This window comes from Glutamicibacter sp. B1 (assembly GCF_039602135.1).
Classification (GTDB): Bacteria; Actinomycetota; Actinomycetes; order Actinomycetales; family Micrococcaceae; genus Glutamicibacter; species Glutamicibacter ectropisis.
This window is the reverse complement of the sequence record NZ_CP125942.1, coordinates 1,862,810-1,877,541: the sequence shown is the minus strand read 5'-3', so window position 1 is coordinate 1,877,541 and position 14,732 is coordinate 1,862,810. Positions and strand designations below refer to the sequence as shown.

The 14,732-nt window shown below is 55.8% G+C and carries 11 protein-coding genes; 9 read left to right on the top strand and 2 right to left on the bottom strand.

Features of this window, described 5'->3' with window-relative positions:
• Positions 1 to 17: 17 nt before the first annotated feature.
• On the top strand, positions 18 to 3,473 hold the full coding sequence (locus tag QMQ05_RS08670) for a DNA polymerase III subunit alpha (RefSeq protein ID WP_345469271.1): 3,456 nt from the start codon (positions 18 to 20) through the stop codon (positions 3,471 to 3,473).
• Positions 3,474 to 3,558: 85 nt separating this feature from the next.
• Complete coding sequence (locus tag QMQ05_RS08665; protein WP_345469269.1) at positions 3,559 to 4,140, top strand: nucleotidyltransferase family protein; 582 nt, start codon at positions 3,559 to 3,561, stop codon at positions 4,138 to 4,140.
• Between the two features lie 89 nt (positions 4,141 to 4,229).
• Here the strand turns inward: QMQ05_RS08665 and QMQ05_RS08660 are convergent, their stop codons facing one another.
• Together QMQ05_RS08660 and QMQ05_RS08655 are read right to left on the bottom strand one after the other, a co-directional pair.
• Positions 4,230 to 4,706, bottom strand: coding sequence for a VOC family protein (locus QMQ05_RS08660; protein WP_345469267.1), 477 nt, complete (start codon positions 4,704 to 4,706; stop codon positions 4,230 to 4,232).
• A gap of 223 nt (positions 4,707 to 4,929) precedes the next feature.
• Entirely contained in the window at positions 4,930 to 6,300 is a 1,371-nt protein-coding gene (locus QMQ05_RS08655) for an MFS transporter (RefSeq protein ID WP_345469265.1), read from the bottom strand.
• An 80-nt stretch (positions 6,301 to 6,380) separates the two neighbouring features.
• On the opposite strand from QMQ05_RS08655, the gene QMQ05_RS08650 reads away from it, so the two are divergent.
• From QMQ05_RS08650 to pdxS, 7 genes are all read left to right on the top strand, one after another.
• Positions 6,381 to 7,028, top strand: coding sequence for a helix-turn-helix domain-containing protein (locus QMQ05_RS08650; RefSeq protein ID WP_345469263.1), 648 nt, complete (start codon positions 6,381 to 6,383; stop codon positions 7,026 to 7,028).
• A gap of 108 nt (positions 7,029 to 7,136) precedes the next feature.
• Positions 7,137 to 9,152, top strand: a complete 2,016-nt coding sequence (gene thrS, locus QMQ05_RS08645) for a threonine--tRNA ligase (protein ID WP_334123341.1) — start codon at positions 7,137 to 7,139, stop codon at positions 9,150 to 9,152.
• A gap of 32 nt (positions 9,153 to 9,184) precedes the next feature.
• Entirely contained in the window at positions 9,185 to 9,742 is a 558-nt protein-coding gene (locus QMQ05_RS08640) for an HIT family protein (protein ID WP_058254406.1), read from the top strand.
• Positions 9,743 to 10,085: 343 nt separating this feature from the next.
• Positions 10,086 to 10,748 carry a TetR/AcrR family transcriptional regulator gene (locus QMQ05_RS08635; protein ID WP_345469258.1) on the top strand — a complete coding sequence of 221 codons (663 nt, stop codon included), beginning with the start codon at positions 10,086 to 10,088 and terminating at the stop codon, positions 10,746 to 10,748.
• A 31-nt stretch (positions 10,749 to 10,779) separates the two neighbouring features.
• Positions 10,780 to 11,712: an ABC transporter ATP-binding protein gene (locus QMQ05_RS08630; protein ID WP_345469257.1), complete on the top strand. Its 933-nt coding sequence runs from the start codon at positions 10,780 to 10,782 to the stop codon at positions 11,710 to 11,712.
• Positions 11,709 to 13,373, top strand: a complete 1,665-nt coding sequence (locus QMQ05_RS08625; protein ID WP_345469255.1) for an ABC transporter permease — start codon at positions 11,709 to 11,711, stop codon at positions 13,371 to 13,373. Before QMQ05_RS08630 ends, QMQ05_RS08625 begins: the two co-directional genes overlap by 4 nt.
• Positions 13,374 to 13,760: 387 nt before the next feature.
• Positions 13,761 to 14,663 carry a pyridoxal 5'-phosphate synthase lyase subunit PdxS gene (pdxS, locus tag QMQ05_RS08620; protein WP_022875224.1) on the top strand — a complete coding sequence of 301 codons (903 nt, stop codon included), beginning with the start codon at positions 13,761 to 13,763 and terminating at the stop codon, positions 14,661 to 14,663.
• Positions 14,664 to 14,732 lie beyond the last annotated feature (69 nt).

Sequence of the window (14,732 nt, the reverse complement as noted above, 5' to 3'; positions counted from 1 at the left end):
GTATTCGAAGGAACGCAATGAGCTTCACCCATTTGAACGTTAGTTCTTCCTATAGCGCCCACTACGGGGTGTCGAACCCGCGCACCCTGGCTCAAGCAGCCAAAGCGCAGGGGGCGCAGATGCTGGCGCTCACCGACCGGGACGGCCTTTACGGTGCGGTCAAGCATGTCGCGGCCTGCATGGCCGAAGGACTAGCGCCCATCCTTGGGGTTAACCTCGCGGTACTTGATGCCACCGGGGAAACGCTAGGAAGAATTACCGTTCTGGCCCGTGGCGGTTGCGCAGGTGTTGGCTACGCAGCGTTATGCCGGGCGATTACCTGCGCACACAGTACTGCGCACGGCGTTCCAGGGTTGAGCATCGAGCAAGTTGGAGAACTGAGCCAAAGCGGAAACCTGATGATCCTACTTGGCGGTGAATCCGATGTAGCCAGAGCAATCCTCAAAGGAAAATACGCCCAAGCCCGCACACTCATGGCTAACTGGAAAAAGCGGGTAGGAAAGATGCTTCGGGTGGAAATCACCACCTACCTCTCAGCACATGGCTCACGCTATAACCTCGGCGAAGCCGCACGTATGTTGCGTTACGCCCAGGAACGTCAGATCAAAACCGTACTGAGCAATGCAGTGCGCTATGTCGACCCTGACGGGGCAATGACCGCAGATATTCTTGACTCCGCACGCACCCTGCATAGCTTGAAAAATCTTGATTCCTGCCAACCCAATGGACAGGGGTGGCTAAAAACCCCGCAGCAGATGAGACAATTAGCTCACGAAATCGGCCAAGCTACCGAGAGAAGCTGGGCGCACCAGATGCTACGCGAAACCGAGCAGGTCGCCCAGTGGGCCGCGTTGGACCCGGTCAGCGACCTGGGTTGGAAAAAGCCGGTCATTCCGGAAGCAAAAGTCATCGGTCTCTATCGCCCAGCCCAGCAAGAGCTCACCGAACGAGTCTTCGCAGCTGTCCCACGCCTGCTACCGAATACCAACCGAAGCCTCATTGAACGACAGCTAGACCTCGAACTGGGGGTGATTGACCGGCTGGACTTCGCAGGTTATTTCCTCACCGTGGCAGAAACCGTCAATCTGATCACCGATATGGGAGTGCGCGTTGCCGCCCGTGGCTCAGGCGCCTCTTCACTGGTGAACTACCTGCTAGGCATTAGCCAAGTAAATCCACTGGCCCACGACCTGGTGTTCGAACGTTTCCTCTCGGATACCCGTACCACCCTGCCCGATATTGACATCGATGTAGAGTCTGCTCGCCGTCACGAGATCTATCACAAGATTTTCTCCACTTACGGGGAGGAACGCGTCAGCCTGATGAGCATGCAAAACGCCTACCGCGCCCGCGGTGCAGTACGCGATGCTGGCTCAGCCCTAGGCATTGAACAAGAGCAGATTGATGAGATCGCCAAACAACTCTGGCGGTTCTCTGCCTCTTCCTTCCGTGAAGCACTTACCGAGAAACCTGAATTGGCCGAATTGGCCGAACGCATTACCGACGACACTCAGCTTGATATCCTCATTGACGCTACGGAACGCCTAGACCGGCTACCTCGACATATCTCCATGCACCCCTGTGGGGTGATCCTTTCCGATGCGAGCTTGTTGGACCGAACCCCGGTTCAGCCTTCAGGCATTGGGCTACAGATGAGTCAATTCGACAAGCACGATATGGACTTGATGGGGCTGATTAAGCTCGACGTGCTCGGAGTACGCATGCAATCAGCCATCGCTTACACGCTCGAAGAAATTGCCCGCATGCATCCGAGCAAAGAACAAGTCGCTCGCGCCGGTGGACATGTTAACGAGCACTACATCAACGCTACGGGGATGATCGACTTAGCCAAGGTGCCACTGGATGATGAACCCACCTTTGAGCTCATCCGCTCCACTCACACCCTGGGCTGCTTCCAGATCGAATCCCCAGGACAGCGCGAACTAGTAGGAAAACTCGCACCCCGAGAATTTAATGACTTAATCATCGATATCTCACTCTTCCGGCCTGGGCCCATGCAATCGAATATGGTCAAGCCCTACCTGGAGCATCGTCATGGATTTGCCCCAGCCCAATATCTGCACCCAGACCTGATTCCGGCGCTCGCCGAAACTCATGGCGTCACCGTATTCCATGAACAGGTGTTGCGCATGTTTGATGTGCTCACCGGCTGTGGATTGGGCATGGCCGATGTTTACCGGCGCCTGCTCGGAAACCCAGAGAAGGAACCAGCCGTAGAACAGTATGTGCGCAGCGAAGCAACCAAACGCGGATACAGTCAGGACACCATCGACCAAGTCTGGGAAGTGCTCTCCGGCTTTGGGTCCTTCGGCTTTTGCAAAGCCCATGGGGCCGCCTTCGCGGTACCCACCTACCACTCGGCCTGGCTCAAAGCCCACCACCCTGAGGCTTTTCTCGCTGGAATTTGGGAGCATGACCCGGGCATGTATCCCAAACGATTACTGGTCTCTGAAGCTAGGAGAATGGGCGTTCCCATCTTGCCGTTAGATATCAATCGCTCTACCGGGCACTACCGAGTCGAACGAGTTTTCGAATCTACTCCGGCGAAGCTCCCGGTTGTGCCTCGTGCGCCCAGCTCACTACGCCCTGGACGCTATGGAATCCGCCTAGCTTTCCGTGACATCCATCAGATGAGCGAACGAGAAGTGGAACGCCTGGTCGCTGGCCAACCCTACGAGCACCTTGCAGATGTCCGCGCCCGCGCAGGACTCTCGCGACGCACCTATCAGAATCTCGCAGCCCTCGGGGTATTTGATTCCTTACTCGCCGGAACCTCCCGCGCAGACACCATTGCACACACCCAATCCATGGCGCACAGTGCACTTCCCGCAAAATACCGGCCCGGCCCCGGTCAGCTGACATTAGACCTTGGAAAAATTGAACACATCAAAACTACCGGAGCCCAACTGGAGCCAGCCGAAGTAGTACGCACTGAACTGGACTTGATGCATCTCGACGCCAGTGAGCACCTGATCTCTTCCTACCGGCAACGCTTGGCACACTTGCCCATCACCCAAGCTGCCGAGCTTCTACATTTACGCAATGGAACCGAAGTGCTCGTTGCCGGCGTACGTGTAGCCACTCAGACCCCTCCCATGCGGGGAGGCAAGCGCGTGGTCTTCATTTCGGTGGATGACGGAAGTGGCTGTATCGATGCCACCTTCTTCGATGACACGCAGCAACGCACCGGGCCACTGCTTTTCTCTACCCGTATGTTGCTCATTCACGGAGTTACTCGTCGCACAGGACCACGGGGCATTTCCTTGCAGGCTTTGAACGCTTGGGATCTGCACCAACCAGAAACCTTGCCGGCTGCCGGATACCTTCAAGAACAAACCCGGCCACAAGTAAGTTATCGGCCAAAACTTGGTGAAAGTGCTCGTAACTTCGAAAGCGTCGGACAGCTGGCTAAACGTATGGAAGCTGAAGGGCTAGACCAGCGAGGAGCATAAAGCACTAATCCGCAGAAAGAGTTTTTGTTCAACGGGTAAATTGAGACCGAAACGGTGAATAGGGGAACTGAGGGGTAGGCCCAACGTGAGCGCGAATGATGAACAACTTTTTCTGAAGTATGTTCAGGAAAATCCCATCAACAAACAGATACTTCAACTCGCGCCTCAGCTAGGAGTTTCAGATTGGTGGCTTACTGCAGGGGCACTATTTCAAACGGTATGGAACGTGCTCGAAGGCAAAGATCCACAAAATGGGATTCGCGACTACGACTTCTTCTACTTTGATGAAGATACGTCCTACGAAGCAGAGGACGCAGTCATTCGTCGGGCACAAGAACTCTTTAAGGACATCGACGCAGAAATCGAAGTACGCAATGAGGCACGAGTCCACATTTGGTACGAGGAGCACTTCGGAGTGCCAGCAATCCCATTCCTCAGCTCCACTGACGCCATTGACCATTTTGCAGCGAAGACCTGCTGCTTTGCGGTCACGACCGGCAAAAACGGCAAAACCAGGGTCTACGCCCCTCATGGATATGAGGACCTCTTCGCTCGGAGGATCATCCCCAACCCGGTGCTTGCGCCCCGGGAAGTGTATGAAGCAAAGATCAAACGATGGTTATCCACGTGGCCGTCCCTTCGAGCTGAACCTTGGCCTGAACAATAACCCTCAAGGAGCAACGTCGATGGTTAAAGAATCTCAACCGGAGAGTCACGTAACTTCTGCTGAAGCAACCTAGTTAACGCCCATAAACCTCAGACCGAGGAAACATGCCCATCAGCGTCAACGACAAATGATGGGTTGTGCACAAAATCCCAGCGGAAGCCATCTGGATCAGCGACACATGCGCTTTTACCTCCCCATGGCTGCACCGTGGGTTCGGAAATCGACGTTGCCCCAGCATCCAGCGCTCGCCGATAGTGGTGATCAACTTCTGCATCCGAGTGCACATTGTGTCCAAGGGAGACCGGAGGAGCAAGCTGAGAATGCCCGACATCGCCATATTCACTGGGCATCTGCTTCACGTCCCAGAGGGCAAGCATCAAACCATATCCGGCGCGGACAAAGGCGATTTCCGGGTGGGCTGGCTGAACCAGTTCAAACCCTAGACCCTCGGTATAGAACTTGGTGGAAACACCGACATCACGCACGCCGAGGGTAATGGCACTGATGACAGGTGGGGCCTGCTTGTTCATATTTCTAGGGTAGGTGCGCTCGAAAATGAAAGCCATGGGTTAGGCAATCTTTCAGGGCTATTACCGTGTCCTCATAAATAGATCCATTGTTCGTTGCGCTGCACTTGATACCTCATCAGAGTCACGGCATCGTCGATTTGGCGTGCCTCTGCAGAAGCATGACGGAGTCTTTTCTCGCTGCTGAAGAATCGTTGTCGCGCTGATTTCTTCAATCGAGAATCATTGGGTGTCATAGGATCGAAATTCATTTCGAGTCCTCCTATTCGGTGCGTACATCTGGGGTGTGTGACGGTTGGGAATCGGTGAGGTCTGGGGGTTCGGGTTGTGTCGAAGCAGCGGCAGGCCCCCATTGTTCGGGACGAGGGATTCCTCGAACCTGCGATGAAAGCCAAGCCAAGATGGCTGCCAGGGAAACCAAGGCACCGAAGAAGATGAGCGTGGGGCCCATGCCAACCCACTCCATACCGAATCCGGTAACTAGTGGTGCCATCGGCAAAGCGGCCAAGGCCATGAACGTAATCAAGGAATTAGCCCGCCCAGACATATCGTGGGGGACACATGCCATGAAGTACCCGCCGATGGCGGCGTTAAGTGCGGGGACGCTCAAGAAACTAAGCAACAGCATGGAGCCCATCCACAGCAGGTTCGTATTGAATCCGATGAGGAGCATGGCAACACCAAGGAGCGTGAGGCAAGTGCAGGCTAAAAGTCCGCTGCGGAATCTTTCGATAAGCCAGGCCGCCGCCAGCGATCCGATCAGCATTCCAACACCCATGCACGTTGAAGTCAGTCCGATGACCCAAGGTTCTTCCGAACGTTGCTCTAGCCCGTAGATCAAAGTTGTCATCAGACCGTTCACGCCGATGTTGACGACCGTGATCAAAACTAGGAGCGCGCGAAGCTGTGGCCTCGAAAAACACCAGCGCATACCGGCCAGAATTCCGTGGGCCACTTTCTCCTCGGGAGCACCATTGGATTCTTGCAAAGATTGCTGCGCTGCACGCAGTGGCCTACGTAAGGCAAAACCGCTGGCCGCAGCGATCAGATTAAGTGCGCTAACAGTGAGCAGGGCAATACCGCCACCTAATCCCAGCAACGCTCCACCGAGGGGAGCGGAACCGAGCATCAATACCGAGTCTCGGCCTTGATTTGCAGCCATCGCACGGCCGAGTTGCTTGGGGTGCACCAGATCCTTGAGTGCCGCATTGGTTGTTGAACCAAAGAACCCGCCGCGCAATTCCATCAGGACATGCGCCAGGCACATCAAGGGGACCGGTAACGAACCAAAGCTCATGCCCAAGGCCAAGGCGGCAGTGATCGTGGCGCCACATAAGCTCCCGATCACGATCATTCGAGCCTTGTCGGTGCGATCGGCCATGGCTCCGCCGGCCAAAATGACGCTAGCCCTGGCTGCCATCCCTATCGAGGCCAACATCCCGGCCAGTACCGGCGAGTGGGTGGTGGCCAGCAGGATCAGCGGGAAGATGAACCCGTAAATACCACCGGAAAGCAATGCTGAAGTATCTGCGAACAGCCACCTGCGGTAGTTTTTCTGCGTCCGCAAGGCGGGCAAGAGCTTCTCATCAGTCACCTTCGTGCCTGATGAACCGTTGGGCTGGGTGGTGGTCATGGCATCAACTCTAAGTCCGCAAATAAAGTTGCGCAATAGAAATTGCGCAATTTATTTTGGGGGATTGCTAAGCTGAACACATGAGCAACAATGAGTCGCCAGTAACGTTCACTACGCCGATGCTGAAAGCGATTGCCAACCCGCTGCGCAGACAGATTCTCAGTACGCTATCGGCCATGGAATCGGCCCGTGCGGCCGACCTGGCGCAGGCCTTGGATATCCCGGCGAACAAGGTCAGCTTCCACCTGCGCGAATTGGCCAAGGCTCAGATGATAGTCGAAGTCCCAGAACTCGCACGGGACAAGCGCGACCGGGTATGGAAATCGGCCGCCGAGGCATACACCACCGGCGAGGTTGGGCAGCGAGAAGATGATCCGACCGGCGTGGTCATGGACGCCTACCTCGGGCAAGTGGTCAACGACGAGCAACGCCGCTTGCAGGCGGCCATGCTCCACGGTGCACGCCACTACTCCGGCGAAGAAACTGGCGAAGCTAAGGCCCGACTGATGTCCAGCGATCTGATGCTCACCATGGATGAAATGCGCGAGCTGATCAGCCGCCTAGAAAAAGTCATCCCAGCATTCCGCGAGGACTTGAAGAACGGCAAGATCGTCAGTTCCCAACTGGCCGAAGAACGTGAAATCTGGCACGTGATGACCTTGCTGAATGCTGAATCACTGTTGAACGAGTCACATCAAGACGATCGCTCGCCACAAAACCCGAAGTGAACGCGCGCTGGGGCCAGCACCTGAACTAAACTGGATTCTGGCTGGCTGTGGCCAAGGTATGCCACAAGCTATGAAGCCATCCCAGATTGAAAGGTAGAACCCGATCTCATGAGCGAGCAGCTGAACCTCACCATCGATGGCGAGCAGGTACAGGTGGACGCGGGAACAACCGGTCTGCAGTTCTACGCCGATCAGAAAGACGTGGTTGTTATGCACGTCGACGGCGTATTGCGCGACCTGGCCCGTGAACTAGAAGCCGGAACCACCGTCACCCGCGTCACCATCACCGACCCTGAAGGGTTGGAGGTGCTGCGTCACTCGACTGCCCACGTGATGGCTCAAGCTGTGCAGCAGCTGCGTCCGGACGCCAAGCTGGGCATCGGTCCATACATCACCGACGGTTTCTACTTCGACTTCGACGTCGCTGAGCCGTTCACTCCAGAAGATCTTAAGCAGCTGGAAAAGATGATGCTCAAGATCGTCAACCAGAACCAGCTCTTTGCGCGCCGCGAAGTTTCTCCAGAAGAAGCCAAGGCAGAAATGGCCAACGAGCCATACAAGTGCGAACTGTTGGCCAAGGCTGATTCGGCTGACACCTCGGGCGAAGGCGTGACCGTAGAGGTTGCTGCCGGCGAAACCACCATTTACGACAACGTGGACCGCAAGTCCGGCGACATCGTGTGGAAGGATTTGTGCCGTGGCCCGCACCTGCCCAACACCAAGCTGATCAAGAACGCTTTTGCACTGACCCGTTCGGCCGCCGCCTACTGGCTGGGTAGCGAGAAGAACAAGCAGCTGCAGCGTATCTACGGCACCGCATGGCCGACCAAGGAAGACCTCAAGGCCTACCAGGAGCGCCTGGCCGAGGCTGAACGCCGCGACCACCGCAAGCTCGGCGCCGAACTGGACCTGTTCTCCTTCCCAGATGAACTGGGCTCGGGCCTGCCGGTGTTCCACCCTAAGGGCGGCATCATCAAGCGTGAGATGGAAGACTACGTGCGCGATCGCCACGTGGAAGAAGGCTTCCAGTACGTGGGCACCCCACACATCTCCAAGGATGGGCTGTTCCACACCTCGGGCCACCTGCCGTATTACGCGGACACCATGTTCCCGCCGCTGCACATTGATGAAGAGCGCGACGAAGACGGCAACATCACCAAGCAGGGCCAGGAATACCGCCTGAAGGCAATGAACTGCCCGATGCACAACCTGATCTTCCGTGGCCGTGGTCGTTCCTACCGCGAACTGCCATTGCGCCTGTTCGAATTCGGACACGTCTACCGTTACGAGAAGTCCGGTGTGGTCCATGGCCTAACCCGCGTGCGTGGTTTTGCTCAGGATGACTCGCACTCCTACGTGACCAAGGAACAGGCACCTGCAGAAGTTGAGCACCTGCTGAACTTCATGCTCTCCTTGCTCAAGGACTTCGGCATGGATGACTTCTACCTGGAGCTGTCCACCCGTGACCCAGAGTCCGATAAGTTCATCGGCTCCGACGAGCAGTGGGAAGAGGCTACCGCCGTACTGGAACGTGTTGCCACCGAAACCGGTGTGGAACTTGTTGCAGACCCAGGTGGAGCTGCCTTCTACGGTCCAAAGATCTCCGTCCAGGCCAAGGATGCCATCGGCCGTACATGGCAGATGGGCACCGTGCAGTACGACTTCAACCAGCCAGCACGCTTCGGTCTGGAGTACCAGGCTGCTGACGGAAGCCGTCAAGAGCCAGTGATGATTCACGCTGCAAAGTTCGGCTCGATCGAACGCTTCCTCGGCGTGCTGACCGAGCACTACGCTGGTGCCTTCCCAGCATGGTTGTCGCCGGTTCAGGTTCGCGCTATTCCTGTGGCTGAAGCTTTCAACGACTACCTTTCCGAGGTCGTTGCCAAGCTCAAGGCTCAGGGTGTTCGTGTGGAACTCGATGACTCCTCGGATCGCTTCCCGAAGAAGATTCGTAACGCGTCTAAGGACAAGATTCCGTTTGTACTCATCGCCGGTGGCGAAGATGCTGAAGCAAACGCCGTGTCCTTCCGCTTCCGCGATGGTAGCCAGGAGAACCAGGTGCCTATCGACGATGCAGTAGCCCGCATTGTTGAAGCCATCAAGAGCCGCGACAACAACAACTAGTAGCCACTAGTACCGATAGGGAGTCCGAAAGTATGCAGGAATCAGATCAGTCCGTCACCGACGATTTTGAACTCGCCGGAGTACCGGATTCGTTCCAGCGACTGTGGACTCCCTATCGCATGGCCTACATCAAGGGTGGACAAGAGCAAGTCAAGGATGAGGCCAGCTGTCCCTTCTGCGCTGGCCCACAGCGCACCGATGAAGAGGCACTGATTGTGCACCGCGGGCAAACCTGCTTTGTGATCCTTAATCTCTTCCCCTACAACCCTGGTCATCTGTTGGTATGCCCCTACCGCCACGTGCCAAACTACACGGACATCACGGTAGAGGAGACGGCCGAAATGGCCGCCCTGACTCAACAGTCCATGCGCGTACTTCGTAAGGTCTCCAATCCTGCTGGGTTCAACTTGGGCATGAATCAAGGAGAAGCTGGGGGAGCAGGAATTGCTGCTCACCTGCATCAGCACATTGTCCCGCGCTGGAATGGTGATGGGAACTTCTTCCCGATTATCGCTAAGACCAAGGCGATTCCACAGACCCTTGCTGAGGTACGAGAAGCAATCTCGGCAGCCTGGAAAGACGCCGAATAGGCCAAAAATCTGGTTGAAAATCCTTCAACTTTAAGTCAACGCGTCGCGGTCCAAACAGAATTTTGTTTGGAACGTGACGCGTTTTCTATTACCTTGAATCGGCATAACTGGAAATCCGGTTGGGTGGGTGTGCCAAGAAATTCGGTCTCTGATGCTGCGACAAGTCCGTACGACAAAAAGACCTCTGCCGCACAATAAAGATAATGCCGACAACCAGAAAATCAGCCTCGTCTAGCTGTATTTCATGAGGTCAAATCCCACTTATGTGCTCAGAAATGGAACCGACACAGCGGCTAAAAAATACCCATTGCCAGCGACTATACACAGGAGTAGTCTCCTGTACATGAGTACAGCACTCAGTGATCTGACCGGACGGGCTAGACTGCGTGACTCCGCAATTGAAGCCTTTGCCGCGCAGGGGTTTGACGTGTCCCTACGGGCTATCGCCGAGCGAGCGCAGGTCACTGCTGGGCTGGTTCGTCACCACTTCGGCTCCAAAGAGGCGTTGCGGGCAGAATGCGATACCACGGTGCTTGAGAGGTATCGACATCTCAAAGAAGACTCAATGGACGCAAGCCCCCAACAGGTATTTAGCCATTTACCAAGCTCCCGAGAGGGTGGGGTGCTGATCATGTACATCCTGCGCTCAGTACGTGAGGGCGCATCGGCGGGGATGCAATTCACTGAACAACTCATTGACGAAGCACTGAACCTATTGAACCAGTCCGTTTCCCGCGGGCTGATAGTCCCCAGCCGCAATGAGCCGGCACGGGCACGATTTCTGATTCTGCAAACCCTAGGGGCGCTGGTATTGCACTTCGCGCTCAATCCGCCGCAGGATCCAGAAGATTTCACCGCAGTGATGCAGGACTATTACACACAATTTAGCCTGCCCACGCTGGAACTATTCTCCGAAGGGCTGTTTACCAGCCCGGCCTACCTCAACGAGTATTTGGCCGCCGAATCAGCAGATATTTCGCCCGCAGGTTCTGCGGGAACTGTTTGATCTCGGTAAAACATCGGTAAAGGAGCACATCATGGCCACCACCAATCCGGCCATTGAAGTGAGCGGACTAAAGAAGAACTACGGGCATGCCGTGGCTCTGAACGGATTAGACCTTCGGGTTGAAACCGGGGAGGTCGCAGGGTTTTTAGGACCAAATGGTGCGGGAAAGTCCACCACCATTCGTATCCTGTTGGGTCTGCTGAAAGCTGATGGGGGAGTCGCGCGCATGCTTGGCCGTGATCCCTGGAAAGATGCAGTATCCCTGCACCGTGACGTGGCCTATGTTCCCGGCGAAGTGAACCTCTGGCCCAACCTCACCGGCGGACAAGCCATCAGCATTCTTTCCAAACTTCACGGTAGCGTCGATACTCGACGCCAAGCTGAACTCCTTGAACGTTTCGAAGTGGACCCCACGAAGAAGGCCCGCAGCTACTCCAAAGGCAACCGCCAAAAGGTAGCGCTGGTCGCGGCCTTGTCATCGAATGCCGAACTATTATTGCTCGATGAGCCGACATCAGGCTTGGACCCATTGATGGAACAAGTCTTCACATCATGTATCCGCGAGGAAGCTGCGCAAGGGCGCAGCGTACTGCTCTCCAGCCATATCTTCTCTGAAGTTGAAAAGCTCTGCGATACTGTCACCATCATCCGTGATGGGCAAACCGTCGAGGCCGGAGCACTGGCCGAGCTGCGCCACCTGCAACGCACCCAGATCAGTGTAGAAATCGCAGCGAACGCCGGTGAGCTTTCAGCCATTACTGGCATCGAAGACCTAGAGGTTGCAGGGACTTCCGCCAAATTCAGTGTCGACCAGGATCAGCTGCCTTCGGTGCTCTCCGCTCTGGCCACCTATGCGCCACGAAATCTGGTCAGCGCACCGCCGTCCTTAGAAGAACTGTTCCTGCGTCATTACTCCGATAATTCGGGGCGGCCTGTTGGAGTGAGGGCAGGAGAACAGTCATGAGCACTCAGACTGCGCACGGACGCCACGCACTACCGAGCACCGTCTCGGTTTCGAACAAAGAAGCTGGGCATAACGGCGCATTGACTGGTTTCAGTACGATGATCTGGTTCATCCTTCGTCGCAATTGGTTACGCCTGTCCATCTGGACGTTGGTCTTGGCTTCGATGATCCCCATTGTTTTTGATTCACAGCAACAGGCATTCCCGACCCAAGCCTCACGCGACGCCTATGCTCAGGTCGCGAATACGCCTGCCGTCGCCGCCATGACGGGGTTGCCTTATGCGGCAGGTTCTTTGGGTGGCATCTTGGTCATTAAAGTCTGGATGACATTGGCGGTGTCATTGGCCTTCGCCGTCACCTTCTTGATCACTCGTAATGGCCGCGCCGAAGAGGAAACCGGGCGCACCGAACTGCTTCGTTCAAGGGCACTGGGCCGACACGCCTATTCGGCCGCGAACTACTTCGTATCTGCTGCCCTGTGCGTCGTCACCGGAGCATTGATCAGTCTGCTGTGTTTGGCAGTGAGACTTCCAAGTACGGGCAGCTGGGTCATGGGCGCTTCCATCGCCGGCACTGGTCTGGCATTTATAGGACTAGCAGCGCTATGTGGGCAGGTAGCGTCAACCAGCCGCGGAGCCAACACGCTGGCAGTGGCTCTGATCGGGCTGTTCTATTTTGTCCGTGCCGCCGCGGATCTGGAAGCTGAAGGTATGAGTCCCAGCCCTTTGAGTTGGTTCTCACCTATTGGCTGGGCACAGAATATGCGTGCCTTTGGAGAGAACAATCTTTGGCCATTGCTAGCCTTGCTCGGACTCGGTGCGGTTGGTTGCATATTTGCCCTGCGTCTCGAAAGCTCCCGAGATATGGGCGCGGGTATGCTTCCAGAACGTCGCGGTCCAACCAGGGCAACCCGGTTTACTGCCAGTGTGCTTGGTTTGCCTTTAAGGCTCCAACGAGCATCGCTGATCAGCTGGTTTATCGGCTTAGTCGTGTCCAGCCTCTTCTTCGGATCTGTTGCGCAGTCGATGAGCTCATTGCTGGATCCGAGCAACCCATTTGCCCGTAATTTCGTTGGCGGTGGGGCCACGATGCTTGACGGGGTGTTAGGGATTTTCGTCCTGTTCAACGCTTTGCTAGCTTGTGCTTTCGCCATCCAATCTTTGGGAACTGCACGCTCGGAGGAAGAAAGCGGGCGGTTAGAACAACAACTGGCAGGGGCACTATCTAGAAGGACTTGGCTTATGACTCACTTGATCATTGCGGTGCTTGGATCCGGGGTCATGCTACTGCTTGGTGGCTACCTTATTGGCGTAGCATCCCAAGGTGCAGGTGAGCCTGGATTGCTGGCGGGAGCGTGCTTCAGTTACTGGCCGGCGGTGCTCTTGATGCTGGCGTTGCAACTGTTGGCCTTCGGCTACCTACCACGATCCAGTACTGTGATCGTTTGGGGCGTTTACGGGCTCTCGGTGCTTGCATCCATGTTCGGTGGGCTCTTTTCCCTTTCTGAGAACGTCATCCGGGCCACCCCATTCGGAGCGGTCCCAAGAGTTCCGGCCGAGGATTTCAACTGGTCGCCGTTACTGGTTCTGCTATTGATTTCGCTGGCGCTCGGTACCGTGGGCTTGATGAGGTTCAACCGTCGAGACGTACTGACGGACTAATCAGAAAAGTTACTGAATACGAGGCGTCGCTCATCGCTCACTAAGACGATCACTTTAGACAACATGGCTCGGTCATCACTCAGAATGGCGTCAACGATGCGGTGCAACAGGTGCCTTTAAGTCGTTCTTTGAGACAAGTCCTCTAGGGTGGCCACCTGCCGTAATGATTTGCACGAAACTGCATTTGACTAGTTCTAAAGCGAAACCTCAATTGTTACGTCGAAAATGCGATCCAGTCGATAAATCTCCTACCGTAACATTGTTACGCAACACCCAAGGTAATAAAGCAAACCCCTCCTACGATTACTGCGTACCACCTCGTTCATTCCACAAAAAATTCTGGTCTGAAACGAACCCATGCAGTGTCGAAAGGAACTCCTCCTCACCATGTCTACGAACAACCAGAACTCCGTCGTCGGCTCCGATCGCGTTAAGCGCGGCATGGCTGAAATGCTCAAGGGCGGCGTCATCATGGACGTAGTCACCCCAGAGCAGGCGCGCATCGCTGAAGATGCTGGCGCCGTAGCTGTCATGGCCCTCGAACGTGTTCCTGCAGACATCCGTGCCCAGGGCGGCGTGTCCCGCATGAGCGACCCAGACATGATCGACGGCATTATCAACGAGGTCTCCATCCCAGTCATGGCTAAGGCTCGTATCGGTCACTTCGTCGAAGCGCAGATCTTGCAGTCCCTGGGCGTCGACTACATCGATGAGTCAGAAGTTCTTTCGCCAGCAGACTACGAGAACCATATCGACAAGTGGCCATTCACTGTTCCTTTTGTTTGCGGTGCGACCAACCTTGGCGAGGCTCTGCGTCGCATCAACGAGGGTGCAGCAATGATTCGTTCCAAGGGTGAAGCTGGTACCGGCGACGTATCCAACGCCACCGGACACATGCGCAAGATCCGCGCTGAAATCGCTAAGCTTTCGGCCCTTCCAGAAGATGAGCTGTATGTTGCAGCGAAGGAACTTCAGGCTCCCTACGAACTGGTGAAGGAAATTGCCCACACCGGCAAGCTGCCAGTAGTACTGTTCACTGCCGGTGGTATCGCTACTCCTGCAGACGCTGCCATGATGATGCAGCTTGGGGCCGACGGTGTCTTCGTTGGTTCCGGTATCTTCAAGTCCGGTAACCCGGTACAGCGTGCAGAAGCCATCGTGAAGGCAACCACCTTCTTCGACAACCCAGATGAGTTGGCCAAGATCTCCCGCGGTCTGGGCGAAGCCATGGTTGGCATTAACGTTGACGAACTGCCAGAGCCTCACCGCTTGGCAGAGCGCGGCTGGTAAACACCAACTTCGTCTCTTACAACAGACTTAGAAGTGCCCCGTCAGGCTGACGGGGCACTTCTGCGCTTA